Below are 24,557 nucleotides of genomic sequence, written 5' to 3'. Positions count from 1 at the left end.
CCCAAGACCCGCAAGTAACATCGCGCGTCATCTGAAGCCCCGGATTCTGTCTTGAAATTCATCGGAAGCATGTGTGCGCTGGTCACGCCGTTCCAAGCGAGCGGCGCCCTCGATCTTGAGGCATTCGGCCGGCTTGTCGATTATCAATTGGCAGGCGGCACGCATGGCTTGATCGTCGCCGGTTCGACCGGTGAAGCGCATGCGCTCGATGATGCCGAATATGCCGATCTCATACGCTTTGCAGTCGAACGTGTTGCCGGTCGCATTCCGGTGATCGCCGGCACTGGCACAGCGAACACGCGCAAGACCATTGGCCTTACCCAGCGCGCCAAGGCGCTTGGCGCCGATGCCGCGCTGGTAGTCACGCCTTATTATGTTCGTCCAACCCAGGACGGGTTGTTGCAGCACTACCAGCAAGTGGCCGAACACGGCGGATTGCCGGTAATTTTATACAATGTGCCAGGTCGCACCGCCTGCGATATGTTGCCGGAAACCGTGGCCGAGCTTGCGAAACATCCGAATATCGTTGCAATCAAGGAAGCGAGTACTGATGCTTCGCGTATGCAGCAATTGCTGGAATTGCAAAGTCCGAACTTCAGTGTCTTGAGCGGCGACGATCCGACCTTTGTCCGTGCAATGCTGAGCGGTGCGCGCGGGGTGATTTCGGTGGCAGCGAATCTTGCCCCGCAGCATTTCCGTCGTCTGGTAGATGCGTGTATTGCCGAAAAGCACGAGGATGCGCGCGTACTGAATGCCGCGCTGCTATCCTTGTATGATGTGCTGGCTGCCGAGCCCAATCCGATTCCGGTGAAATGGTGCTTGAGTCTGCTGGATATTTGTTCTGCGCATTTGCGCCTGCCTTTGACCGGCCTAAGCGCCGAACACCATACGCATGCGACTGAAGTAGTCAGAAATCTTTTCCCTGCTGAGGTTCAGCCGCGGCACAGCAGCGCGGCTTAAAATTGAACGGCGCGTCATGCGTCCTTTTCCCAATCAGGAAGTCCCAGATCCGTGAACCTTGAAAAATTTCTGCGTTATCTCTTGCTCGGCGGCATGACCGCGCTGCTGCTGAGCGGTTGTGGCATGTTCCGCACCCATACCGATTACGACAAAGCTGTCGAAGCACGTCCGCTGGACGTGCCACCGGATCTGGATACGCCAAACACCGCCGGTGAACTGATCGTGCCACCGGCGGGTGCTGGTGCTGGTAGATCCAGCGCATCGAGTGGCGCTGTCGGCTCGCCGCCAGCAAGCGGCGTCAGCGCAGCCGCTCAAGGCAATGGCGTACGCATTGCCGACTCGGTCGCGAACGCTTGGCAGCGGGTAGGATTGGCGCTTGAGCGCGGCAAGGTAGGTACTGTCGTGAGTCGCGATGAAGCAACGCACAGTTATGCAGTAGATGTCACCGTTGCGGCGGGGCCGAAACCCGGTTTCTTCAAGCGCATCATCGGTGGTAAGCAGGCGGTCAGCGTGAATCGTGTGAGCATCCAGGTTGATGCCGATGGCGATGCCGCCAACGTCAATGCGTCGGGCGATCCAAGTGCGGTCAAGCAAGTGCTGGATGTATTGCGCGAACGTTTGTCGTAATCACGCTTTGGCTTGAAGGCATCGCAACTGCGAGATGTTTTCTCGCGGTTGGTGCTTGCGTAATCTGATTCCAGCTTGATCGACTCGGGGTTTTGCGACCCCGTTTAATCAACGCGCAGGCGCTGCAGATTGACCGCCGATCGTTACAATCGTCGGCTGAAGACTCGATCAGAATTTCGCCCTGACCGTGGCAATCCAGCTCAACGTTCGAGCAGCGACAGTTTGTCCGGCTTGCCTTCCCATTCCTTGGCATCTGCTGGTGCATCCTTGCGTACGGTTAGTACCGGCCATGCCTTGGCGAGTTCGGCATTGATCTGGATAAATGCCTCTTGCCCCGCCGGCACATCGTCTTCGGGATAGATCGCATTGACCGGGCATTCGGGCTCGCACAAGGTGCAGTCGATGCATTCTTCCGGATCGATGACCAAGAAGTTGGGGCCTTCATGGAAACAGTCGACCGGGCATACTTCGACGCAATCGGTGTACTTGCACTTGATACAGCTTTCCGTCACGACGAAGGGCATGTCGCTGGTTCCATGATGGGTGGTAGGAAAGATAGCAAATAAGAATGGTGCTCCCTACGAGACTCGAACTCGTGTTCCCGCCTTGAGAGGGCAGTGTCCTAGGCCACTAGACGAAGGGAGCATGGATTGGGGAAATCCAAGTGCCGACTAGTATAAACTGGAACCGAAGAAAATCCACCGAGTTTCTTCGCGCGTGAACGCGATACAAGCGCGTAACGAGTCAACTTAAGAGGTAACGGAACCTTCCGTTGCCGGGCCAACCGAGTCACCACACACTGTCAGGAGACATTACGTGGTTTTGAATTTCCTGACAGATATTTTCCGCCGCGGACCACGTCAGCGCGAGGTGTTGCCAAGCGCGAGCGTGAAGCGCGCTGCACCCAAACCAAAAAAATCCGCAAGCCCGAGTTTGAACCTCAACCTGCGCATCATTCCGCGCGAAAAGCACAACATTTCGCGCAAGAATATTTCCAGCGGCGCGCTGCGTGTTTTGTATCGTTTGAATGAAGCCGGATATCAGGCCTTTCTGGTCGGCGGCGCGGTGCGCGATCTGTTGCTGGACGGGCATCCCAAGGACTTTGATATCGCCACCGATGCTACGCCGGAGCAGGTTAAATCGCTGTTCCGCAATTGTCGCCTGATCGGTCGGCGCTTTCGTCTCGCGCACGTCATGTTCGGCCCGGAGGTGATTGAAGTCGCGACGTTCCGCGGACTCAGCGACGATGGCACCGGCGATCGGCACATCGTCGATGGGCGGCTGATTCGCGACAACGTGTATGGCGGCATCGACGAAGATGCGATCCGTCGCGATTTCACCGTCAACGCCTTGTATTACGACATTGCCGATTTCAGCGTGCGCGACTACACCGGCGGTTATGAGGATTTGACGCGCCGCGAGCTGTGTCTGATCGGCGACCCGGATCAACGTTACCGCGAAGATCCGGTGCGCATGCTGCGCGCGGTGCGACTGTCAGCGAAACTCGGGTTCACCATTGCGCCAGATGCGCAGGCACCTTTCGCGACGCTCGGCGCCTTGCTCGCCGAGGCACCGCCGGCGCGACTGTTCGACGAGACGCTCAAGCTGTTTCTGGCCGGGCACGGACTAGCCAGTTTTCGCCGTCTCGATGAAACCGGATTGCTGCAGGAAATTTTCCCGCTCACCGCAAAAAGTCTGGTGCGATCCGGCGAAGACAATTTGCGCAATCTGATTGAAGGCGCACTGAAAAATACCGATGCGCGCGTGCGTGAAGGCAAGTCGGTCACGCCCGCTTTCCTGTTCGCGACCTTGCTCTGGGGCGCGGTACGCGCCATGGCGCAACGCGCGGTGACAGCGGGCACCGACCCTGGTGTAGCATGGCAAAATGCATCCGATCGCGTGATCGCGGAACAGGTTGCACGCGTCGCAATCCCGCGTCGTTTCAGCATTACGGTGCAGGAAATCTGGGCGTTGCAACCACGTTTTGAACAACGTTCGCGCAAGCGCGTATTTCGTTTGCTGACACATCCGCGTTTCCGTGCGGCGTATGATTTTCTGGTTTTGCGTGCGGTCGAGTCGCCGCAGATCAAGGAACTCGCGCAGTGGTGGACCGACGCACTCGCGTTGCCCGAGCACGAGCTTGCCGAACGCCTCGGTGTCAATTCGCTGGCCGCGCCGCCTCTGGCAACCACGCTGGACGACGGCCCGAAGAAAAAACGTCCGCGGCGCCGACGTGCCAAACGTCCTGCCATTGCGGATGGCGCTTCTGCTCCATCGGGCGCGGACAACGAATAAGCGAGCAATAGCGACAACGATGCAAATCGCTTATATCGGCCTCGGCAGCAATCTGTCCGAGCCAGAAATCCAGCTGCAGCGCGCCCTGCAAGCACTTGAGCAACTGCCGCAATCACGACTGCGACGCAGCTCGCATTTTTACCGCACACCGCCCTGGGGTGAAATCGCGCAGCCGGATTTCGTCAATGCCGTGGCCGAAATAGAAACCACGCTCGCACCACGAGTTTTGCTGGATGCGCTGCTTGCGATTGAAAATGACTTCGGACGAAAGCGCGGTGAGCAACGCTGGGGCCCGCGTATCATTGATCTGGACTTATTGAGTTACGCCAATTGTACGATTATCGAGTCCGGCCTGCAGTTGCCGCATCCGCGCATGCACGAACGTGCTTTTGTGCTATTGCCGTTGGCTGAACTCGCCCCCAGTATGCGAATCACGGAATACGGCACGGTCGAGGAGTTGTGCCGCTTGGTCGATGTGCAAGGATGCCAGGTGCTGCAAAAAGTTGATTGCCCCGTACAGAGCTCGATCAGTTCCTGATGGCAGCGCGGATACGATTCGCCGATGGTTGTCGCCACGGTGCTCGGTAAATTTTTTCAAATCCTGATATCCGGCTAACACAAAAAAGTGGAGTGGAAGATGTACGGAAATGCCAAAACTGCATCTGCGCGCGCGCCAGTGACGGTGCCGCATTTGCTCGGCATGAAAGCGCGTGGCGAAAAGATCGTCGCGCTCACCGCCTATGACGCGAGCTTCGCAACGCAATTGGACAACGCCGGGATCGATGTCGCTTTGGTCGGTGATTCGTTGGGCATGGTGGTTCAAGGCCAGTCGAGCACGCTTCCGGTAACACTCGATGAAATGGTTTATCACACGGCCGCTGTTGCGCGTGGTTTGCATCTGGCATTGCTCATCGCTGATCTTCCGTTCATGAGTTATCGCAATCCGGATGCTGCTGCGATTAGTTCGGCGCGCTTGCTCGCGCAGGGCGGCGCCGCGATGGTCAAGCTCGAAGGCGCGGGACACGTGCTTGAGGTTATCCGTTATCTCGATGAGCGCGAGGTTCCAGTCTGTGCCCACTTGGGGTTGACGCCGCAATCCGTGCATAAACTCGGCGGTTATCGCGTGCAAGGCAAGGGCAAGTCGGAGGCCGAACGTTTGCTCGCCGACGCCGTGGCGGTTGAGCAGGCGGGTGCCGATCTGCTGGTGCTGGAATGTGTGCCTGCTGCGCTGGCGAAACGCATCACCGATGCCTTGCGCATCCCGGTGATCGGCATCGGCGCAGGCGTGGATTGTGATGGGCAGATACTGGTGCTGTACGACATGCTCGGCATCACGCCGGGTAAACGTCCGCGTTTCAGCAAGGATTTTCTGCTGCAGAATGGCACGATCGAAACTGCACTCAAGGCCTACGCAAAAGCGGTGCGAGCCGGTGAGTTCCCCGCCAGCGAACATTCCTTCTAGAGACCGCGAGATGCAAATTTTTTCGCAAACAGGCGAGCTGCGTCGCTACGTGGCCGAGCAGCGCAAACAGGGACAACGCATCGCCTTTGTGCCGACGATGGGCAACTTGCATCAGGGTCATTATTCGCTGATCGAGATCGCGCGCCAGCATGCGGAAGTGGTCATCGCGACTGTGTTCGTTAATCCAACACAGTTCGGGCCGAACGAGGATTTCAACCGTTATCCGCGCACTCTTGAACAGGATCAAGCAGGGCTCGAGCAACATTCGTGTGATGTCTTGTTTGTGCCAGCCGTGGATGAAATCTATCCCTACGGCGCCGAACACGGCGTGCGTATCGAAGTACCTCAGCTCGGCGATATTCTGGAAGGTGCGTGCCGCCCCGGTCATTTTGTTGGCGTGGCCACGGTCGTGACCAAGTTGTTCAATCTGGTCACGCCGGATGTCGCGGTATTCGGGCAGAAGGATTATCAGCAACTGCTGGTGATCCGCCGACTAACCCGTGATCTGGGCTTGCCGATCGAAATCATCGCTGGACCAACCTTGCGTGAATCGAACGGCTTGGCGCGCAGTTCGCGCAATCAATACTTGATCGATGGCCAGCGCGAAATCGCGGCGGTAATTCATCAGAGTTTGCTCAGCATGGCTGAAAACGTGCGCTCGGGAATTACCGATTTCGAAAAGATCGAGGCTGAGGCGCGTCGTTTGCTTGAGAATGCGGGCTTGCAACCAGACTACGTGGTTTTGCGCGCCAGCGGCGATCTGGCAAAACCTGCGCTTGGACAAAATACGGATTTGGTGGGATTGATTGCCGCTAAGCTCGGCAGCACGCGCTTGATCGATAATATTCTGATTTAGCTAAACCAATAAGGGAGATCCCCCGGCTATGCCGGGGTGGCAGTAACAGTTTGACAATTCCGGGAGTCCATCGAAGAAACTCCGTTCGTGAGCCGCCAAGCACATGAACGGAGAATCCCGATGGACGAGTACGAAAGCCTAAGTCACACGAAATGGGAGTGCAAATACCATATCGTGTTTATACCGAAGTTTCGCAGGAAGAGTTTGTATGGAGATTTGCGTCGGCATCTGGGGGAGGTGTTCCGTCAGTTGGCAGGGCAACGCGAGAGCCGAATAGAAGAAGGGCATTTGATGTCAGATCACGTGCACATGCTGATTGCGATACCGCCGAAGTATGCGGTGTCGCAAGTGGTGGGGTATATCAAAGGCAAGAGCGCGATCCATCTGGCGCGGACGTATGGCGAGCGGAAACGAAATTTCACGGGGCAACATTTCTGGGCTAGAGGGTACTTCGTATCAACGGTGGGTCGAGACGAAGCGCAGATACGAGCGTACATACAGAACCAGGAGCATGAAGATCGCCGACTGGAACAGTTGAATCTGTGGCGTTAACCGGCACCACAAGGTGCCACTGAAACTGGGGACGCGTTAGCGCCCCCGGCTTTGCCGGGGGATATTTACTCAGCTGGCTGCCAGATTAGGATGATTTTTGTTCCCGCAGTAGCTTTTCTGCAAACGTTGTGGCAATATTGATACTGTCCATTGGGTTTTTCGCAACGTCCAGCCGTTGTGCCAGTGGCGCAGGGCGCACGTTTAGGCGATAGTCTTTACAAATCTCACCCTCGGCTGCTTATGCGCCGGGGGTTTTTTTTGCCTCAAACAACGAATATGCAGCCTTGGGACGCATATTGTGCGGTGCGGTATTGGACTAATTGCGAGTGTTGTTGTAAATAAGAGACGCCTGCGGCTTGCTAGATCAGCAAGTATTCGAATCACGCAGCTGTCGAAATTTTTCGTGTTTGCTCGATTAACGCCCAGCGCACATGTTCTCGCACCAGCTCGGAAGTATGGTCCGCGCGTTGTCGCAAGGCGTCTGTCGCGGATTCGCTCTTGGGTGCATTGCCCAGCGCCACGGCAATATTACGCAGCCAGCATTCATAGCCGATGCGCCGGATCGGCGAACCTTCGGTGCGCTTGAGAAATTCCTCCTCGCTCCAAGCGAACAAGTCGATCAATTGCGCGCCGTCGAGGCCGTTGCGTGGCGCGAAATCGGGCAGGGTAGTTTTACGCGCGTATTTGTTCCACGGGCAGACCAATTGGCAGTCGTCGCAGCCGTAAATGCGATTGCCCAACAACGGTCGCAACTCTTCGGGTATCGCCGTGCGCAGTTCGATCGTCAGGTAAGAAATGCAGCGTCTCGCATCCACGCGATAGGGACCAACGATGGCTTGTGTCGGACAGATATCGATGCAGCGTGTGCAGGTACCGCAGTGCGACGTGGTCGGCCGATCCAGCGGCAATGGCAAGTCGGTGTAAAGTTCGCCGAGAAAAAACCACGAACCGGCGTGACGGTTGAGCAGATTGCTGTGCTTGCCGATCCAGCCGAGTCCAGCATTTCGCGCCAGTGCTTTTTCCATGACCGGCGCCGAGTCGACAAACGCGCGATAACCGAATGGCCCAATCGCCGCCGCGATGCGATCTGCGAGTTGCTGCAGACGCCCACGCAATACCTTGTGGTAGTCGCGCCCGAGCGCGTAGCGCGAGACATAAGCGAGTTGCGCATCGTCGAGCACCTCCCAGGCGTCGCGGGCATTCGGCGGATCGTAATCCATGCGCACCGAGATCACGCGCAAGGTGCCGGGATGCAATTCATCGGGGCGACTGCGTTTGCTGCCGTGCCGTTGCATGTAATCCATTTCGCCGTGATGTCCGGCCTGCAGCCACGCTTGCAAATGCGCTGCATCCTCGTGCAAATCGATGCCGGTAATGCCGACCTGCTGGAAGCCGAGATCCATACCCCAGCGCCTGATTTCGACAACCAGTTCGGCAGAGTCTCGTTGAGGTGATGGCGTAGTCGCTGTGATCATGGCAATGCTCAGTATAATCGCTGAATGATCAGTCACGACCTCTACACCGCTGCGCAAGTGCGCCGTATCGATCAGCAGGTGATCGCGCAACAATCCGTTGCGGGTTACACGTTGATGCAACGTGCGGCCACTTCGGCATTCGCCCTTCTGCAAAAGCGTTGGCCTGCGGTGCGCAGCGTCGTGGTGCTGTGTGGCAGTGGCAATAACGGCGGCGACGGTTATCTGCTCGCATTGTTGGCGCATCAGGCGGGTTTGCAAGTCGACGTGCTTGCGTTTGGCACAGCCAAAAGTGCCAGTGACGCGGCGCGCGCCCATTCGGTATTTCGAGATGGCGGTGGAACTATTATTTCAAGCCATGAAAATACGCTGTTGCCGCAAGCCGATGTGTATGTCGATGCGTTGTTCGGCACAGGTCTGACGCGCCCGCTTAGCGGAATCGCCGCGGTACTTGTCACGCAACTCAATGCATCAGACTCGCCCGTGCTGTCGCTGGATATCCCCTCCGGCGTGAATGCCGATACCGGCGGCGCGCAAGGCGTTGCGGTGCAGGCTGATGTCACACTCAGTCTCATCGCGCACAAGCGTGGACTATTTACTAGCGATGCGCTGGATTTTCGTGGCGAGTTGTTGCTGGACACACTGGACGCTTCCGCAACTGCGTATGCCAACGAAACCGCAGATGCATGTTTGCTGGATAGGCATGAGCTTGATACGTGGCTTGCGCCGCGCAAGAAAAACGTACACAAGGGATCATTCGGACATGTACTTGCGATCGGCGGCGATCACGGCATGGCAGGCGCAATCCGGCTGGCGGCCGAAGCAGCGTTGCGTTGTGGCGCGGGTTTGGTCAGCGTGGCAACGCGTGGCGGGCATGTGCCAGCGTTGAATGCGGCGCGTCCCGAACTCATGGCGCAAGGCGTCGAGGATGCGCAGGCGCTGGAACATTTGTTGCCGCGCATCAGCACGCTGGCGCTGGGGCCTGGGCTTGGTCAGTGCGCATGGGGACATGCTTTGTGGCACACCGCGCTGGATGTCGGCAAGTCGCAAGTCGTCGATGCCGATGCGCTGAACATGCTAGCGCTGCAACCCAGACAATTTTCTACGCCAACCGTGCTCACTCCACATCCGACTGAGGCGGCGCGCCTGCTCGAAGTCACGACAGCAGAAATCCAGAGCGATCGTTTTTCTGCTGCACGTAAACTCGCAAAAAAATTCAATGCCGTGATCGTGCTCAAGGGCGCGGGTTCGCTGGTTTGCGCGCCCGACGGCCAAGTGCGGATCTGTCCGTGGGGCAATCCAGGTATGGCGGTGGCCGGCATGGGCGATGTGCTGACTGGCGTGATCGCGGCGTTGCTTGCGCAAGGCATTCCCGCGTGGCCGGCGGCGCAACTCGGCGTCGCCTTGCATGCGCTGGCGGGGGACGCCGCCGCAAAACAAGGCCAACGTGGTTTGCTTGCCAGCGATCTTTTTCCGCATCTGCGTTTGCTGGCGAACGGGGTCAAGACGAATGGATGACCGTAACGTGATCAGCTGCAACAATCTCGACGAAGCGGCGCTGGTATCACTCGCGCAACGGCTAGCTGCAGCGATAACGCAGGGTGGCCTGATATATCTGATCGGCGATCTCGGCGCTGGCAAAACCACCTTCGCACGCGCCTTGATCAAATCGCTCGGCGTGGCGGAACGCGTCAAGAGTCCGACCTACAGCCTGATCGAATCCTATCGCAGCGCACTTTTGAACATCCATCACCTGGATCTGTATCGCATCGCCGATCCGGGTGAACTCGAATGGTTGGGCTTGGCTGACTTGCTCACGCCCGATGCATTGCTGCTGGTCGAATGGCCTGAGCGCGCCGGCAATACGTTGCCGTCGGCGGATTTGCAGATACGATTAAGCCACGCCGGATTACGCCGCGATCTGGTCGTGGAGGCATGTAGCGCAATCGGAAAATGCTGGATGAGTGACGCCGCATTTCAGTGATTCGCGATGGATTTTTTTAATCGCATCTCATCCTCTCTCCACGCAGATTATTCGGCCACTTGAAGCATGTTCCTGTACCAAGTATGAGAAAGCTCGCCTAGCTTTCAGATTTTTATGGAAAAAGTGCTTGAAATCGCCATCTGATTTGCGTTTAATGCGAGTCATGAAGGCGATATGGCGACAAATCGGTAGTGTGATGCTGATGGGAAGCGGTTTGCTTTCCGCCAGTTTTGCTGCGTCCGCCGCTGAAATTTCTGCTGTCCGCGTCTGGGCCAGTCCCGATTACACGCGCGCTGTTTTTGATGTCAGCGGTCCGCTCGATTACCGGCTGTTTCAGATCGCCAATCCAGATCGCATCGTGCTCGACATCCGTGGCAGCGTTGCTGCTGACAGTCTCGGTATCGTCAACGGCAAGGGTCTGATGAAGTCGGTTCGTACCGGCAAGCAGGGCAAGGGCGATGTGCGTGTGGTGTTCGATCTCGCTGGCGCCGCGTTGCCGAAAAGTTTCCTGTTGCCGCCTGCGGACAATCTCGGTTATCGCCTCGTCGTTGATCTGTATCCGAAAGAAAAATCCGCACGCGCGGTCATCAAAAGCGTTGCGCAAAGCAACAGCGGCAAGACGCGCAACGTGGTCGTGATGATTGATCCCGGCCACGGCGGCGAAGATCCGGGCGCGATCGGCGCCTCCGGTTCGCATGAAAAAAATATCACCATGTCGGTCGCGCGCGAACTCAAGCAGATGATCGACAAGCAGCCCGGCATGAGCGCCGTGCTGACACGTGACGGTGATTATTTCGTGGCACTCGAAGATCGCTACAAAAAGGCGCGTGAAGCCAAGGCCGATCTTTTCGTCTCGGTGCATGCAGATGCATTTTCTTCCAGCGATGCGCACGGCTCCTCGGTATGGGTGTTGTCCTCGCGCGGTGCTACCAATCAGGCGGCGCGCTGGCTCGCGGATCGAGAAAACCGTTCCGATCTGGTCGGCGGTGTGTCGATGGACAACAAGGATCAAACTCTCGCTGCGGTATTGCTCGATTTGCAGCAGGGCGCGACGCTCGAAGCGAGCAGCAATATCGCGGAAAACGTATTGCGCGCGCTGGGCAAAATCGGAACCACACATCGCGGCTATATCGAGCGTGCGAACTTCGTCGTATTGCGTTCGCCGGATGTGCCGTCGATCCTGGTCGAGACTGCGTTCATCAGTAATCCGAGCGAAGAGAAGCGCCTGAATTCGCCGGGCGAACGCGAAAAACTGGCGAGCGCGATTCTCGATGGTGTGCGTGATTATTTCCGTGCAACGCCGCCGCCGGGCACCATGTTTGCCGCTAATGCGTCACGCGACAAGAGTAGCAGTCAGCATATCGCCGCGCGCAGCGACAGCATGTCTGCGGTGTCAGAGTAAGTGCGTCGCCGCCCGCGTCGGCAAGTGTTGTAGCATCGATCAATTCTACGTTCTTCTCGCGGTCCCATCTCAATGCTCATGTCGCGCAGGCATCGGCTATCATGTCGAGCTTGTAACCGAGCATTCGCATGTCCCGTATCCGGCAACTTTCTCCCGAACTGATCAACCAGATCGCAGCTGGTGAAGTGATCGAACGCCCCGCGTCGGTGGTCAAGGAACTGGTCGAAAACAGTGTGGATGCCGGCGCGACGCGCATCGAAATCGAGATCGAAGATGGCGGCGCGCGGCTGATTCGCGTGCGTGATAACGGCAGCGGCATCGCAGTCGATGAACTGCCGTTGGCGGTAACCTCGCACGCGACCAGCAAGATTGGTTCGCTCGATGATCTGGAGCACGTATTGACGCTGGGTTTTCGTGGCGAAGCGTTGCCGAGCATTGCCTCGGTCGCACGTTTTGCGTTGAGTTCGCGTCCGGCAACACAAGATGCAGGTTGGCGTCTGGAAATCGAAGGCGGGCGCAATCAGACGCAGCAGCCGGCGCAGCATCCGGTGGGTACAACGATCGAAGTACGTGATCTGTTCTACAACGTGCCAGCGCGTCGCAAATTCCTGCGCGCGGAGCGCACCGAGTTCAGCCATATCGATGAGCTTGTCAAATCAATGGCGCTGGCGCGCACGGACGTCGAATTTCGCCTGAGCCACAACGGCAAACCGGTGCGATTACTACGGCCGACCACTGACGAAAGCAGCGCGTTGCAGCGGATCGGTGAAGTCTGCGGCGATATCTTCATCGGCCAGAGTTTGCATCTCGATCATGCCGCGGCCGGTTTGCGTTTGTCCGGCTGGGTAGGTCTGCCGACCGCTTCGCGCAGCCAGGCCGATCAGCAGTTTTTTTATGTCAACGGACGTCTGGTGCGTGATCGTGTGCTCGCGCATGCGGTGCGTCAGGCGTACGCCGATGTTTTGTATCACGGACGTCACGCGGCGTTCGTGTTGTACCTAGAACTCGATCCGACAATGGTGGACGTCAACGTGCATCCGGCCAAGAGCGAGGTGCGCTTTCGCGAAAGCCGGCTGGTACATGATTTTCTTTATCGCACGCTGCATGCGGCATTGGCCGACACACGTGCGGGTTCGGTATCGTCGGCACCGACCGGTCTGGCACCAGCGCCTTCGAGTTCTGGGCCGAGTAACGGCATGCAAGCATCAACAAATACTGCGTGGTCGGCACAGCGCGCGGATTGGCGCACCCAATCGCCGCTCGCGCTTGGCGTGCGCGAACCATTGGCCGAATATGCGTTGCTTGCTGGTATCGAGCAAAATAGTGCCATTGTGGACTATGCGCAAATATCCACAATGCGGCATTCGTCATCCGCCATGGACGAAGGCGATGGCAGCATTCCGCCATTGGGTTTTGCGGTGGCGCAACTGCACGGCATTTATGTGCTCGCGCAGAATGCGGCTGGTCTGATCGTGGTGGACATGCACGCAGCACACGAGCGCATCACCTACGAAAAACTCAAGGCAGCACGTGAGAACGACGGCATTCGCGCGCAAATCCTGCTGGTGCCATTGACACTTGCTGTGAGCGAGCGCGAAGCTGCCTGTGTCGAGGAGCAGGCCGAACGATTTGTCGAGCTCGGTTTCGAGATTCGTCGCAGCGGCCCGCAAAGCCTCGTGATACGGCGTTATCCGGTGTTACTGGAAGGCGCCGACGTCGGCAGTCTGGTGCGCGACGTGATCGCCGATCTGATCACGCACGGCAGCTCGCGACGACTTGAAGAAGTGCAAAACGAAGTCATCTCGACCATGGCATGTCATGGCTCGGTACGCGCCAACCGCCGCTTGAATTTGCCCGAAATGAACGCATTGTTGCGCGAGATGGAAATCACCGAACGCTCGGGTCAATGCAATCACGGTCGACCGACCTGGGTGCAATTGTCGATAGCCGAACTCGATCGTCTGTTTTTGCGTGGTCGTTAATCCTCAACGAGAGAAATGAAAATGTTGAACTTGAGTCTGTTGTTCAGTGTACTTTTTGCCGGCGTCGGCGTGACTTCCGCGGGGCTGGATGGCGATTACACCAAGCAGATCGATACTTGGCGTGCGCAACGCCTGCAGCGTTTGCAGGCGCCGAATGGCTGGCTGTCGCTGATCGGTTTGCCGTGGCTCAAGGACGGCAGCAACAGCGTCGGCAGCGCCAAGGACAACGACGTCGTGTTGACCAAGGGGCCAGCTCATCTCGGCAAGATCGTCCTGAAAGATGGCAAGGCGACAATCACGCTGGACCTTGCCGCAAACGCGCAGATCGATGGCAAGGCCGCAACGAGTGCGGAACTGCTCGACGACTCGCACGAAAAACCGACCACGATATCGTTCGGCAACGTAAGTTTTTATCTGATCGATCGTTCCGGCCGCAAAGGTCTGCGCGTGAAAGACACCGAAGCCGAAACGCGTACGCATTTTGTCGGGCTGGATAATTTTCCAACCGATCCGAAGTGGAGGATCGAGGCAAAATGGATCGCGTACGATCCGCCGCATGAGCTCGAAATCCCGAGCGTGATCGGCACCGTCGACAAGATGCCGGTGCCAGGCAAGGCAGTGTTCGAGCGTGACGGACACAGCTACGAATTGTTGCCGGTGCTCGAAGAACCGGATGCCAAGGAACTGTGGTTCATCATCGCCGACAAGACCAGCGGCAAGGAGACTTACGGCTCGGCACGTTTCCTCTATGCAGAGATGCCGAAGGATGGCAAGATCGTGATCGATTTCAACAAGGCGTATAACCCGCCATGCGCGTTTACGCCTTATGCGACGTGTCCACTGGCGCCGCCGGAAAATCGCCTCACCCTGGCCGTGACGGCTGGCGAAAAGAAATATCGCGGTTCGCACCACTGATATCGATCCGATCTTGCAGCCCGATCGCAAACTGCCAATAAAAAACGCTGCGCCACCGCGGCGCGGCGTTCAGTCGCAGCGTGTGAGCCTGGGCAATCGCACTATCGTCACGTACGGTCGTCCGCGCTATTTTTGGTCGGATTTTTTTCATGAATGCCTGACCTTGCGCTGGCCGGTATTCTTTGGCCTGATCGCGTTGTTGTTCCTGACGTTGAATGCGGTTTTCGCGTTGCTTTACGGCCTGGGCGAACAGCCGATTGCAAACCAGGCTCCGGCGGGATTCTGGGGCGCATTTTTCTTCAGCGTGGAAACGCTGGCAACGGTCGGTTACGGCGATATGCATCCGCAGTCGTTGTATGGTCACATGCTTGCGACACTGGAGATCTTCGTCGGCATGATGAGCATTGCGGTTGTCACTGGTCTGGTGTTCGCGCGCTTCTCGCGACCGCGTGCCAAGATCATGTTCACGCATCATCCAGTGATCGGCCCCGTCGAGGGCAAGCCGACGTTGACGATCCGTGCTGCCAACGGACGACAGAATGTGATCTCCGAAGCCAGTGCGCGCTTGCGCATGGTGCGTAGGGAGTTATCCGCCGAAGGCATGACGATGCGCCGTCTGCATGATCTCGAATTGATACGCGATCACCATCCGGTTTTTTCGCTTGGATGGAATCTCATGCACGTGATCGATGAACGCAGTCCGCTATACGGCATGAACGCGGAATCGCTTGCGGAAATGGATGCCAGTCTGGTTCTGATCATCGAAGGCACCGACGAAACCACGGTACAGCCGATGCGTGCGCGCATGAACTACGACCATGGGCAGATTCGCTGGTCACATCGTTACGCCGATATCGCAACCGATGACGGCGATGGCATCACGCATATGGATTTCACCAAATTCCAGGACGTGATCCCGCTCTGACGGCAGGTTTCACGACTATCGTCGCGGCGTTTATCGGCCTTGAAATACCGGTTTGCGGCGTTCGAGAAAAGCCTGCGTACCTTCGCGCATGTCGGCGGTGGAAAAACACAATCCGAACGCCTGGCTTTCGAACTCAAGCCCTTGATCGATGCTGATCTCACCGCCAAGCAATACTGCATCGAGAATTCCGGCCAATGCATGTGGCGCGGCGTGCGCGAGCTGATTGGCGATCGTGTTGATTTCTTCATCGAGCTTTTCCGGCGCGACGACGCGGGTAATCAGACCGAGTGCGTGCGCGCGCTGCGCGTCGATATTCTGACCGAGCAGGCACATTTCCAGCGCCGCGCCACGGCCCGCAAGACGCAATAACCGCTGTGTCCCGCCGAAACCTGGAATGACGCCGAGATTGATTTCCGGCTGGCCGAATTTTGCTTTTTCGCTGGCGACGCGCAGGTGGCAAGACATCGCCAGTTCCATACCGCCACCGAGTGCGAATCCCTGGATACGCGCAATCACCGGTTTGCCGAGGCGTTCGACGAACAGCATCATCTGCTGGCCGGCGCGCGAGAATGCCTGTGCCTGCAGTGCATTCATCTGCGTCAGTTCGCTGATATCGGCACCAGCGACAAACGCCTTGTCGCCACTTCCTGCAAGCACGATCACGCGCACTTGATCGTCAGCCTGCGCCACACGAAATGCATCATGCAATTCGTCGATGGTGTCGCGATTCAGTGCGTTGAGTTTGTCGGCGCGATTGATCGTGATGCGGCGAATCGAAGCGGTATCCTCGATCAGCAAATTGCGGTAAGCCATTGTCTATTCCTCGTGGTGGTGCGGGAGCCGCGCGCGCGCGATCCCGATAGCGAAGGGCGCGGATAATAGCAGGCACGGTTCAGCTAGACATGGTTAGGCTTGAAACGCGTTGGGGGAACCTTTTCCGGGCATCGCGTCTCGAAGCCGGATCGCAAGCACGGTAATAGTGGCTCAAGCGCATGCGCTCGGATAGAATGCAGCGCTGCACGCTGGCTTTCCAGCATCTCATTGCATGACATTTTCTCGAAATTATCCACAGTCTGGAGGTAGCATGATATTGCGTTGGACTCTCGCCACGGCGACGTTATTGGCAACAAGCATCGCTTTTGCGCAAAGCGGATCGGCCCCAGCTACTGCGCCCGCAGCCAGTGCGCCTGCACCGCTCACAGCGGCTGACAAGAATAATCTTTCGTATGCGATCGGTTTCCAGATCGGCAACGATTTTGTCGAACGCAAGATGGATATCGATATCAATACCGTGATCAAGGCATTGCAGGACGGCTACGCCAAGCGTCCGCCGACGGTGCCCGAAGCCACCATGCGTGACGTGCTCGGTCGCATGCAGCAGAAGATGATGACCGAAGCCAAGTCCGAGTTCGACAAGGCTGCGGCGACCAACAAGGCGGCCAGCGCCAAGTTCATGTCGGATAATCGCAGCAAGAAAGGCATCGTTGCATTGCCCAGCGGCGTGCAATATCGCGTGATCGAAGACGGTAGCGGCAAGAGTCCGACCGCTACCAGCGAAGTCACCGTGCATTACCGCGGTTCGCTCGCCAGCGGCCTGGAATTCGACAGCTCGTTCGCACGCGGTGAACCGGTGCACGTCAAAGTCGATTCGGTCATCAAGGGCTGGCAGGAAGTCTTGCCGAAGATGAAGATCGGCGATCATTGGCAAGTGTTTGTACCACCGGAAGATGCTTACGGTGACCGCGGCCAGCCACCGCGCATCGGACCCAACGAAGCGCTGGTATTCGAGATCAAATTGCTCGATGTGAAATAACAGCCACGCGGTTGTTCCAAGCTTTTATTTCCGCCAATCGGGATAAAAAGCGCAGACAGAAACGCCGCGGCCTGCCGCGGCGTTTTGTCATCTGCGATCAAGAATTTTATAGACATGAGCAATCTGAATCTGCCAATCCTGAGTCCGTGCATCGGTATCTGTTATCTCGATGCGCAGGGTTATTGCGAAGGTTGTCATCGTACCGGGGACGAAATCGCACGCTGGATCAGTTACGACGATAAACAACGTCGTTACATCATGGAGCAGCTGTTGCCTGCACGCGAACTGGCCAGGGCAGGGCAGTGATCATCGCTGACGTCACTCTCGATATGCTGGCGCGCGCCGTTCGCGCGCTAGATGATCCGCCGGGTGAGCCGGCATGGAATCACGATGAGCTAGTGGATTTGCTCGGCCCCGAGCCGCGCAAACCTGCTGCCGTGCTGGTGCCGCTGGTGCTACGTGCACAGGGTTTGGCCGTGATATTTACGCGCCGCACCGAGCATCTCAACAACCACGCCGGGCAAATCAGTTTTCCGGGTGGACGGATCGAAGCCAGCGATACCGACGCGGTTGCCGCAGCGCTGCGCGAGGTGCATGAAGAAACCGGCATCTCGCCGCAGCAAGTGCGTCCGTTCGGTTATCTCGATTGTTACGAAACAATCAGCAATTTCCAGGTGACGCCGGTGCTTGGCGAAGTCGCCAGCGACTATTTGGCTATTCCCGATCCGGTCGAAGTCGCGGAAGTTTTTGAAGTGCCGCTGAGTTTTTTTCTGGCGCCGGAAAACAAGCGTATTCGCCGCATCCATTATCGCAATCGGCCGCGTGAAGTGGTCGAGTTCAGCTATGGCGACTATCTGATCTGGGGCGCCACCGCCGCGATGCTGGTCAACCTGATTTCCCGCCTGGAGCGATCGGCATGAGTTTCACTACTCTCATTACACCCGCAGAACTTGCGCCGTTGATCGGCAGCGGCGATCTGCTGATTCTCGACTGTCGCCACGACCTTGCCGATCTTTCGCGCGGTCAACGCGCCTATACGCAAGGTCATATTCCGGGCGCGCAGTATGCTGATCTGAATCGCGATCTGTCCGATTTGTCCAAGCCGGGTTTGGGCCGTCATCCGTTGCCTGATGCATCAGCGTTTGCGATGACGTTGGCGCGTTGGGGCTATTATTCGCAGCAACAGGTTGTGGTGTATGACGATGCGGGTGGCGCTATCGCGGCGCGTGCGTGGTGGATGTTGCGCCTGATCGGGCATGATGCCGTGGCGGTGCTCGACGGTGGCATGCCGGCGTGGTTGGCTACCGGCCTGGTTGTCGACAGCGTCGTGCCACAGCCCGAGCCGACCCAAGTGGCTATCAATTTCAAGACAGGTGAAATTGTATACTTTGATGAATTGTCAAAAAAGCTGCAAAGTGAAAACGTACAGCTGCTCGATGCGCGCGGCGCACCGCGTTTTCGTGGCGAGGTCGAACCATTGGATACGGTTGCCGGACATATTCCAGGCGCGATCAATCGCCCGTTTTCATCAAACCTTGCTGTAGACGGCAGTTTCAAATCCGCACCTTTATTGCGTGATGAATTCTCTGCGCTGCTTGGTGTTCATTCCGCGCATACGGTGATCCACAGCTGTGGCTCCGGCGTGACTGCGTGCCATAACTTGCTGGCGATGGAACACGCCGGCCTGGTCGGCTCGCGCGTGTTCGCGCCATCGTGGAGTGGCTGGATCAGTGACCCGACACGACCGGTCGCACGCGGCGAATAATGCATCGCGTTTTGTGCGGCGTCGGTTTCGATTGAAGCACTGACGCCGCAAAAACAACGTCGGTATTTTCTAGCTTTTTGGTGCCTTGAGTCTTGCCACGAGATTCTTCAACACGGTCTGTGATTCTTCTGCAAACCAGCCGTCGACAAAATCGCCCAGCGGCAATTTGTCGGGGTCGGAAAAAGCCGCGATCAAATCCGCGCGCGCAATCTTGCGGGTCGCCGCCTGCGCCTTCGGTGGCAATTTGAGCAACTCGCGCAACCACGACAATGCATGCGGTACGACGGTATCGATGTCGATCAGTTCGTCGACCATGCCGATACGCAAGGCTTCAGCCGCATCAATCATCGCACCCGCCACCAGCAGGCGTTCGGCGCGATAAGCACCGACGAGCCGACGCAGTGCAAGCTGAATATTCTCGGGCACGAACAAGCCGACTTGTACTTCGTTCAAGCCGATCTTGAACGCGCCTTTCGCCATGATGCGGTAATCGCAAAAAATGCTGATCACCGCACCGCCGGCCGGGCTGTGGCCGGTGATCGCGGCGACGCTCGGAATCGGCGAGCACGCCAGCGCCGCCGTCAAACCGAAAAAATCCTGCCAGGTCGTGGTGAGTTGTGCGCGATCCAGTGCGAGCAACGCGGGCACGTCCAAGCCGGCGCTGAACATGCCGGGATTGCCAGAAATCACGATGCCGCGCGCGCCATTCTGCGGCGCTTGTTCGACCCCTATGCGCAAGGCGCGGATCAGCTCCGGATTCAGCGCATTGACTGGTGGACGCTGCAGACGCAGTTCGTGGATCTGATCGTGTTTGATGATTTCCAGCATGGGAATTTTCTCGTCGATTTCTAGTTGGCAAGTCGGTAGCTCGGCGTATCGCGCTGAACGCGATATCGGCGCCTGTTCCATCATACCGAAGTGTGCTGGTGATGCGCGCATACCGCATCATCCAGCAACAGTGGGTTTTGCAATCAGCAGCGAGGTCATGGAAATGGCGCTCAGCACTTCATCGTTGAAAAAGCCGACTTCATCGTCGTCGCGCTGCAGGCCGAGCGCATAAAGCAGTGGCAGGTAGTGCTCGGCACTGTTGATGGCCAATGCAGCGTCTGCACCGAGTGCTGTGTAGTCGCACAAGACGGCGTGCGAACGCTGCGCGATATGTGCATTCACGAGCTCGCGGAGTCGTTGCGCCCACGCCAGCGGCGCGAAGTCGTGGAAGCGAAACAGCGCCAAGTTGTGCACGATGTTGCCGCTGGCAATGATCAGCACGCCTTCATCGCGAAGCGGCATCAGTGCCTGCGCCAGTTGATAATGCTCCGCACCGTTTTTGCGTCGATCCAGACTGAGCTGCAGCACCGGAATATCTGCCGCGGGATACATCGCGCAGAGCACGCTCCATGCGCCGTGATCGAGTCCGCGTGTCGTATCTACATCGGCGTGTTCGTGCGCCAGCAGATCGGTTATGCGTCGCGCCAATGCGGGATCGCCAGGCGACGGATAACGCACATCGAACAATGCTTGCGGGAAACCATAAAAATCGTAAATGGTTTCAGGCTGCTGGCTGCCTGTGACAAAAACGCCCGGCGTCTGCCAATGCGCGGAAATGCAAAGTATGGCGCGTGGTCGCGGCAGTTGCTGGCCGAGCTCACGCCAGCTGCGATGAAATGCATTGTCCTCGATCGCGTTCATCGGCGAACCATGGCCGATGAACAGCACCGGCATCGAGGTTGAAATGGTCGTCATGGGTCAGTCCTTGCGAATGGCTTGGCATCGACGGATCGAGGCGTGATAGTGCGATAATTTCAATGGTCGTCTCGGTGTGATCTTGAACCGACCACGGGCAACCAATCAAGGCATCCCAAGGAAACAATGAGATTCGATATGCGATCCAATTTGCCGCGTGTGAGCGGACGGAGTGAGAATAATCAGGGCAATCGCTGCGCGTGGGTTTTTGCATCGTTGCTCGCGGCGATGACGATGCAGGCCAGCGCAGCTGGTCATCTACTGATCGAACACGCATGGATTCGCGAAGCGCCGCCCAGTGCGATGATGCTGGCCGGTTATGCGGTGCTGCGTAACGATGGCGATGCAGCGGTCGAAATCAGCACAGCGCAAAGCAAAGTTTTCGGCGATGTTTCGATCCACGAAACTGTGCTGGAAAATGGCGTGTCGCGCATGCACGAATTGCACGGATTGCAGATCGCGCCGGGCGCGGAAGTCGCACTCGCGCCGGGCGGCAAACATCTGATGTTGATGGATGCAAAAATACCGGTAGTTGCTGGCACAGTGATCGAGCTCACGCTGATTTTGACCGATGGCCGCAAGGTGTCTGCGGCATTTATCGTGAGTGCTGACACCCCGTCGCCTGCGGCGCACTAAATTCGAATCGACGCCGCACGTAGCTCACGCGTGCGGCGTCAAAGCAGGTCAGACCGCAGCTTTTTTTCCTGCCGCCAACACCGGTGCGAGAAAACGTCCGGTATGCGATTTCTTGTTTTTCGCAATCTGTTCCGGCGTGCCCGTGGCGAGGATCAAACCACCGCGATGGCCGCCTTCCGGGCCGAGATCGATCACCCAGTCGGCGGTCTTGATCACGTCGAGATTGTGTTCGATCACAACCACGGTATTGCCGGCGTCGCACAGTCGATGCAGCACTTTCAGCAACTGTTCGATGTCGTGGAAATGCAGGCCGGTGGTTGGCTCATCGAGAATGTAGAGCGTGCGGCCGGTGTCGCGTTTTGAAAGCTCGCGTGACAGTTTTACGCGCTGCGCTTCGCCGCCGGATAACGTGGTCGCGCTCTGGCCGAGCTTGATGTAACTCAGGCCGACATCCAGCAAGGTTTCGAGTTTGCGCGCGAGCGTTGGCACCGGCTTGAACAGCGCCAAGGCGTCTTCAACCGTCATCTGCAGCACGTCGTTGATGTTGTGACCCTTGTACAAAATCTCCAGCGTTTCGCGGTTGTAGCGCTTGCCATGACAGACGTCGCACGGCACGTAGACATCGGGCAGAAAGTGCATCTCGACCTTGATCAGGCCATCGCCTTCGCAGGCTTCGCAGCGGCCACCCTTGACGTTGAAACTGAAACGACCGGGTGAGTAACCGCGTGCACGCGATTCCGGCACCGTGGCAAACAATTCGCGCAGCGGCGTGAACAAGCCTGTGTATGTAGCCGGGTTCGAACGCGGCGTGCGCCCGATTGGCGCCTGATCGATATCGACCACCTTGTCGAACAATTCCATGCCTTGCACTTCGCGAAACGGCGCGGATTTTTCGTTCGCGCCGTTGAGCTCGGTAGCGGTATGGCGATACAAGGTGTCGTTGATCAGCGTCGATTTGCCCGAACCCGAAACGCCAGTTACGCAGACGAACAATCCGGCCGGAATTTCCAGATCGACATCCTGCAGATTGTTGCCGGACGCGCCGAGCACACGCAGCACGCGGTCGGGATCGGGCACGTTACGCTTTTTAGGAATTTCGATGCGACGTTTGCCCGACAAGTATTGCCCAGTCAGCGAACGCTTGCTGGCGAGAATGTCCTTGAGCTTGCCTTGTGCGACGATTTCGCCACCATGTACGCCGGCGCCGGGACCAATGTCGACGACATAGTCGGCGACGCGCATTGCATCTTCATCGTGCTCGACCACGATCACGGTATTGCCGAGGTCGCGTAGTCGCGTGAGGGTCGCAAGCAGACGCTCGTTGTCGCGCTGATGCAAGCCGATCGAAGGCTCGTCGAGCACGTACATCACACCGACCAAGCCCGCGCCGATCTGGCTCGCGAGGCGAATGCGCTGTGCCTCACCGCCTGACAATGAATCGGCTTGGCGATCCAGCGTGAGGTAGTCGAGGCCGACGTCGATCAGGAAACGCAGACGCTCGCGAATCTCCTTGACGATCTTGGTCGCGATCTCGCCGCGCCAGCCGGGCAGGGTGAGGGTATGGAAAAAATCCTGCGCTTCGGAGATCGGCAGCGAAGTGATTTTCGGCAAATTGTTGTCCGCAACAAACACATTGCGCGCCGAGCGATTGAGGCGCTGGCCGTGGCAATCCGGGCACGGCCGCTGGCTGATGAACTTGGCCAGTTCCTCGCGCACCGCCGATGATTCAGTTTCCTTGTAGCGGCGTTCGAGATTCGGAATGATGCCTTCAAAGCGATGTTTGCGCTGGACGTTGCCGCCGGTTTCGGTGAGATAACGAAACGTGACAAGCTCATCGCCGCTTCCGTACAGCACCGATTTCTGGATCGCTGCGGAAAGTTTCTCCCACGGCATATCGATGTCGAAACCGTAGTGTTTCGCGAGTGACAAAATCAGCTGGAAATAATATGCATTGCGTCGATCCCAACCGCGCACTGCACCCGCGGCGAGGCTCAGGTTCGGATGCACGACCACGCGCGCGGCGTCGAATACCTGCGTGACGCCGAGGCCATCGCAACTTGGGCAAGCGCCATTTGGTGAGTTGAACGAGAACAGCCGCGGTTCGAGTTCGGACAATGAGTAGTCGCAGATCGGGCACGAGTAGCGCGACGAGAAAAGTGTCTCCGTAGCTTTTGCATCGGTGGCTTTTGGACTGTCCTGTCCACCGTCCATATCCACGACTTTGACGATACCTTCGCCGAGCCGCAATGCTGTCTCGAACGATTCAGCCAAACGTTGCTTGAGATCGGCCTTCGGACGAAAGCGATCGATCACGGCTTCGATCGTGTGTTTCTGCCGCAGCACGAGCGCAGGCACGGCTTCGAGCTCATGCAAGACGCCATCGACGCGTGCACGCACAAAACCTTGCGCGCGTAACTGTTCGAATACCTGCAAATGCTCGCCCTTGCGATCGCGCACGACCGGCGCGAGCAGCATGTAGCGGTGCTCGGGATTCATCGCCAGCGTCGCATCGACCATCTGGCTCACGGTTTGCGCTTCCAGCGGCAAGTGATGATCCGGGCAACGTGGAGTGCCGACGCGCGCAAACAGCAGACGCAGATAATCGTAGATCTCGGTGATCGTGCCGACGGTCGAGCGCGGGTTGTGCGAGGTCGATTTCTGTTCGATCGCGATCGCCGGACTCAGGCCTTCGATGTGATCGACGTCGGGCTTTTCCATGACCGATAAAAACTGCCGCGCATACGCCGACAACGACTCGACATAACGACGCTGGCCTTCGGCGTAGATGGTGTCGAACGCGAGCGACGACTTGCCCGAACCTGACAAACCCGTAATGACGATCAGGCTGTCGCGCGGCAAGTCGAGATCGATGTTCTTGAGGTTGTGCGTGCGGGCGCCGCGGATGCGGATGGTATCCATGTGCTGCCGTTTGAGAGGAAACGAAGTACTATACCGCGCTCGTCAAGCCCGCTGCGTGGGCGACCAGCACGAAGGATTTCCGGCGGCGTTTGCCTCGAAAGGCATCCATCCAAGTCTGCCTTTTGAACGGCTCGGTAAAGCAATGCGACGCTGGCCCTTCGATGTTTAGGCCAACGCCGATAAATTCAAGCTTATCCGCAGTTTGACCCAAACCCGCCAAGACGATATGATGGCGCGCTAAATTTTTAT

The 24,557-nt window shown here is 57.6% G+C and carries 22 protein-coding genes, 1 tRNA gene and 1 pseudogene; 17 read left to right on the top strand and 7 right to left on the bottom strand.

Annotated features, from left to right (window positions below; genetic code table 11):
• The first annotated feature begins 51 nt into the window (after positions 1 to 51).
• Both dapA and ELE36_RS11475 read left to right on the top strand, forming a co-directional pair.
• Entirely contained in the window at positions 52 to 960 is a 909-nt protein-coding gene (gene dapA, locus ELE36_RS11480; protein ID WP_129833414.1) for a 4-hydroxy-tetrahydrodipicolinate synthase, read from the top strand.
• A gap of 51 nt (positions 961 to 1,011) precedes the next feature.
• Entirely contained in the window at positions 1,012 to 1,587 is a 576-nt protein-coding gene (locus ELE36_RS11475) for a hypothetical protein (protein WP_129833412.1), read from the top strand.
• Between the two features lie 200 nt (positions 1,588 to 1,787).
• Here the strand turns inward: ELE36_RS11475 and fdxA are convergent, their stop codons facing one another.
• Both fdxA and ELE36_RS11465 read right to left on the bottom strand, forming a co-directional pair.
• A complete protein-coding gene (gene fdxA, locus ELE36_RS11470; RefSeq protein ID WP_129833410.1) occupies positions 1,788 to 2,111 on the bottom strand; it encodes a ferredoxin FdxA in 324 nt (107 codons plus the stop codon).
• A gap of 45 nt (positions 2,112 to 2,156) precedes the next feature.
• Positions 2,157 to 2,232: transfer RNA gene (locus tag ELE36_RS11465), tRNA-Glu, on the bottom strand.
• 288 nt (positions 2,233 to 2,520) lie between these two features.
• Between ELE36_RS11465 and pcnB the strand changes: the two genes are divergently transcribed.
• The 5 genes from pcnB (at position 2,521) to tnpA (ending at position 6,752) form a co-directional block, all read left to right on the top strand.
• The gene (pcnB, locus tag ELE36_RS11460; protein WP_129836832.1) at positions 2,521 to 3,882 is read left to right on the top strand and encodes a polynucleotide adenylyltransferase PcnB; all 1,362 of its coding nucleotides are present in this window, start codon (positions 2,521 to 2,523) and stop codon (positions 3,880 to 3,882) included.
• Between the two features lie 19 nt (positions 3,883 to 3,901).
• On the top strand, positions 3,902 to 4,420 hold the full coding sequence (gene folK / locus ELE36_RS11455) for a 2-amino-4-hydroxy-6-hydroxymethyldihydropteridine diphosphokinase (RefSeq protein ID WP_129836830.1): 519 nt from the start codon (positions 3,902 to 3,904) through the stop codon (positions 4,418 to 4,420).
• A 99-nt stretch (positions 4,421 to 4,519) separates the two neighbouring features.
• The gene (gene panB / locus ELE36_RS11450; RefSeq protein WP_129833408.1) at positions 4,520 to 5,344 is read left to right on the top strand and encodes a 3-methyl-2-oxobutanoate hydroxymethyltransferase; all 825 of its coding nucleotides are present in this window, start codon (positions 4,520 to 4,522) and stop codon (positions 5,342 to 5,344) included.
• Between the two features lie 10 nt (positions 5,345 to 5,354).
• Positions 5,355 to 6,200, top strand: coding sequence for a pantoate--beta-alanine ligase (panC, locus tag ELE36_RS11445; protein WP_129833406.1), 846 nt, complete (start codon positions 5,355 to 5,357; stop codon positions 6,198 to 6,200).
• A 120-nt stretch (positions 6,201 to 6,320) separates the two neighbouring features.
• The gene (gene tnpA / locus ELE36_RS11440) at positions 6,321 to 6,752 is read left to right on the top strand and encodes an IS200/IS605 family transposase (protein WP_129833404.1); all 432 of its coding nucleotides are present in this window, start codon (positions 6,321 to 6,323) and stop codon (positions 6,750 to 6,752) included.
• 380 nt (positions 6,753 to 7,132) lie between these two features.
• On the opposite strand, the gene queG is transcribed toward tnpA, so the two are convergent.
• Positions 7,133 to 8,227, bottom strand: a complete 1,095-nt coding sequence (gene queG / locus ELE36_RS11435) for a tRNA epoxyqueuosine(34) reductase QueG (RefSeq protein WP_129833402.1) — start codon at positions 8,225 to 8,227, stop codon at positions 7,133 to 7,135.
• Positions 8,228 to 8,251: 24 nt separating this feature from the next.
• Here queG and ELE36_RS11430 point away from each other — a divergent pair, with 24 nt between their 5' ends.
• The 6 genes from ELE36_RS11430 to ELE36_RS11405 all read left to right on the top strand — a co-directional run bounded on the left by ELE36_RS11430 (position 8,252) and on the right by ELE36_RS11405 (position 15,432).
• Positions 8,252 to 9,742, top strand: a complete 1,491-nt coding sequence (locus ELE36_RS11430; RefSeq protein ID WP_129833400.1) for an NAD(P)H-hydrate dehydratase — start codon at positions 8,252 to 8,254, stop codon at positions 9,740 to 9,742.
• Positions 9,735 to 10,208 (top strand): tRNA (adenosine(37)-N6)-threonylcarbamoyltransferase complex ATPase subunit type 1 TsaE, encoded by a 474-nt coding sequence (gene tsaE / locus ELE36_RS11425; RefSeq protein WP_129833398.1) that lies wholly within the window; start codon positions 9,735 to 9,737, stop codon positions 10,206 to 10,208. The genes ELE36_RS11430 and tsaE overlap by 8 nt, the downstream gene beginning before the upstream one ends.
• A gap of 196 nt (positions 10,209 to 10,404) precedes the next feature.
• Complete coding sequence (locus ELE36_RS11420) at positions 10,405 to 11,610, top strand: N-acetylmuramoyl-L-alanine amidase (RefSeq protein ID WP_129833396.1); 1,206 nt, start codon at positions 10,405 to 10,407, stop codon at positions 11,608 to 11,610.
• A gap of 128 nt (positions 11,611 to 11,738) precedes the next feature.
• Complete coding sequence (gene mutL / locus ELE36_RS11415; RefSeq protein WP_129833394.1) at positions 11,739 to 13,592, top strand: DNA mismatch repair endonuclease MutL; 1,854 nt, start codon at positions 11,739 to 11,741, stop codon at positions 13,590 to 13,592.
• Positions 13,593 to 13,607: 15 nt separating this feature from the next.
• The gene (locus ELE36_RS11410; protein WP_129833392.1) at positions 13,608 to 14,507 is read left to right on the top strand and encodes a DUF1684 domain-containing protein; all 900 of its coding nucleotides are present in this window, start codon (positions 13,608 to 13,610) and stop codon (positions 14,505 to 14,507) included.
• An 82-nt stretch (positions 14,508 to 14,589) separates the two neighbouring features.
• Positions 14,590 to 15,432 carry an ion channel gene (locus ELE36_RS11405; protein ID WP_242512251.1) on the top strand — a complete coding sequence of 281 codons (843 nt, stop codon included), beginning with the start codon at positions 14,590 to 14,592 and terminating at the stop codon, positions 15,430 to 15,432.
• Positions 15,433 to 15,462: 30 nt separating this feature from the next.
• On the opposite strand, the gene ELE36_RS11400 is transcribed toward ELE36_RS11405, so the two are convergent.
• Positions 15,463 to 16,245, bottom strand: a complete 783-nt coding sequence (locus tag ELE36_RS11400; RefSeq protein ID WP_129833388.1) for an enoyl-CoA hydratase-related protein — start codon at positions 16,243 to 16,245, stop codon at positions 15,463 to 15,465.
• A gap of 271 nt (positions 16,246 to 16,516) precedes the next feature.
• Here ELE36_RS11400 and bamJ point away from each other — a divergent pair, with 271 nt between their 5' ends.
• The 3 genes and pseudogenes from bamJ (at position 16,517) to ELE36_RS11385 (ending at position 19,010) form a co-directional block, all read left to right on the top strand.
• Positions 16,517 to 17,245: a BamJ family beta-barrel-assembly machinery protein gene (gene bamJ / locus ELE36_RS11395; protein WP_129833386.1), complete on the top strand. Its 729-nt coding sequence runs from the start codon at positions 16,517 to 16,519 to the stop codon at positions 17,243 to 17,245.
• Between the two features lie 114 nt (positions 17,246 to 17,359).
• Positions 17,360 to 18,165 (top strand): annotated as a pseudogene (locus tag ELE36_RS11390) (NUDIX hydrolase).
• Positions 18,162 to 19,010 carry a sulfurtransferase gene (locus ELE36_RS11385; protein ID WP_129833385.1) on the top strand — a complete coding sequence of 283 codons (849 nt, stop codon included), beginning with the start codon at positions 18,162 to 18,164 and terminating at the stop codon, positions 19,008 to 19,010. The pseudogene ELE36_RS11390 and the gene ELE36_RS11385 overlap by 4 nt, the downstream one beginning before the upstream one ends.
• Positions 19,011 to 19,079: 69 nt before the next feature.
• Here the strand turns inward: ELE36_RS11385 and ELE36_RS11380 are convergent, their stop codons facing one another.
• On the bottom strand, positions 19,080 to 19,838 hold the full coding sequence (locus ELE36_RS11380) for an enoyl-CoA hydratase/isomerase family protein (RefSeq protein ID WP_129833383.1): 759 nt from the start codon (positions 19,836 to 19,838) through the stop codon (positions 19,080 to 19,082).
• A 117-nt stretch (positions 19,839 to 19,955) separates the two neighbouring features.
• Positions 19,956 to 20,753: a 4,5-DOPA-extradiol-dioxygenase gene (gene ygiD / locus ELE36_RS11375; protein WP_129833381.1), complete on the bottom strand. Its 798-nt coding sequence runs from the start codon at positions 20,751 to 20,753 to the stop codon at positions 19,956 to 19,958.
• Between the two features lie 138 nt (positions 20,754 to 20,891).
• Here ygiD and ELE36_RS11370 point away from each other — a divergent pair, with 138 nt between their 5' ends.
• Complete coding sequence (locus ELE36_RS11370; RefSeq protein WP_165371579.1) at positions 20,892 to 21,389, top strand: copper chaperone PCu(A)C; 498 nt, start codon at positions 20,892 to 20,894, stop codon at positions 21,387 to 21,389.
• Positions 21,390 to 21,437: 48 nt separating this feature from the next.
• On the opposite strand, the gene uvrA is transcribed toward ELE36_RS11370, so the two are convergent.
• Positions 21,438 to 24,308, bottom strand: coding sequence for an excinuclease ABC subunit UvrA (gene uvrA, locus ELE36_RS11365; RefSeq protein WP_129833377.1), 2,871 nt, complete (start codon positions 24,306 to 24,308; stop codon positions 21,438 to 21,440).
• Positions 24,309 to 24,557 lie beyond the last annotated feature (249 nt).

It is taken from the genome of Pseudolysobacter antarcticus, assembly GCF_004168365.1.
Taxonomy (GTDB): Bacteria; Pseudomonadota; Gammaproteobacteria; order Xanthomonadales; family Rhodanobacteraceae; genus Pseudolysobacter; species Pseudolysobacter antarcticus.
This window is presented reverse-complemented; position numbering and strand designations above follow the sequence as displayed.

Bases quoted from the DNA above. Each gene is read 5' to 3' on its own strand.
- fdxA (WP_129833410.1), bottom strand. From the start codon at position 2,111: ATGCCCTTCGTCGTGACGGAAAGCTGTATCAAGTGCAAGTACACCGAT.
- folK (WP_129836830.1), top strand. From the start codon at position 3,902: ATGCAAATCGCTTATATCGGCCTCGGCAGCAATCTGTCCGAGCCAGAA.
- panB (WP_129833408.1), top strand. From the start codon at position 4,520: ATGTACGGAAATGCCAAAACTGCATCTGCGCGCGCGCCAGTGACGGTG.
- panC (WP_129833406.1), top strand. From the start codon at position 5,355: ATGCAAATTTTTTCGCAAACAGGCGAGCTGCGTCGCTACGTGGCCGAG.
- tnpA (WP_129833404.1), top strand. From the start codon at position 6,321: ATGGACGAGTACGAAAGCCTAAGTCACACGAAATGGGAGTGCAAATAC.
- queG (WP_129833402.1), bottom strand. From the start codon at position 8,227: ATGATCACAGCGACTACGCCATCACCTCAACGAGACTCTGCCGAACTG.
- ELE36_RS11430 (WP_129833400.1), top strand. From the start codon at position 8,252: ATGATCAGTCACGACCTCTACACCGCTGCGCAAGTGCGCCGTATCGAT.
- tsaE (WP_129833398.1), top strand. From the start codon at position 9,735: ATGGATGACCGTAACGTGATCAGCTGCAACAATCTCGACGAAGCGGCG.
- ELE36_RS11420 (WP_129833396.1), top strand. From the start codon at position 10,405: ATGCTGATGGGAAGCGGTTTGCTTTCCGCCAGTTTTGCTGCGTCCGCC.
- mutL (WP_129833394.1), top strand. From the start codon at position 11,739: ATGTCCCGTATCCGGCAACTTTCTCCCGAACTGATCAACCAGATCGCA.
- ELE36_RS11410 (WP_129833392.1), top strand. From the start codon at position 13,608: ATGAAAATGTTGAACTTGAGTCTGTTGTTCAGTGTACTTTTTGCCGGC.
- ELE36_RS11400 (WP_129833388.1), bottom strand. From the start codon at position 16,245: ATGGCTTACCGCAATTTGCTGATCGAGGATACCGCTTCGATTCGCCGC.
- bamJ (WP_129833386.1), top strand. From the start codon at position 16,517: ATGATATTGCGTTGGACTCTCGCCACGGCGACGTTATTGGCAACAAGC.
- ELE36_RS11385 (WP_129833385.1), top strand. From the start codon at position 18,162: ATGAGTTTCACTACTCTCATTACACCCGCAGAACTTGCGCCGTTGATC.
- ELE36_RS11380 (WP_129833383.1), bottom strand. From the start codon at position 19,838: ATGCTGGAAATCATCAAACACGATCAGATCCACGAACTGCGTCTGCAG.
- ygiD (WP_129833381.1), bottom strand. From the start codon at position 20,753: ATGACGACCATTTCAACCTCGATGCCGGTGCTGTTCATCGGCCATGGT.
- ELE36_RS11370 (WP_165371579.1), top strand. From the start codon at position 20,892: ATGCGATCCAATTTGCCGCGTGTGAGCGGACGGAGTGAGAATAATCAG.
- uvrA (WP_129833377.1), bottom strand. From the start codon at position 24,308: ATGGATACCATCCGCATCCGCGGCGCCCGCACGCACAACCTCAAGAAC.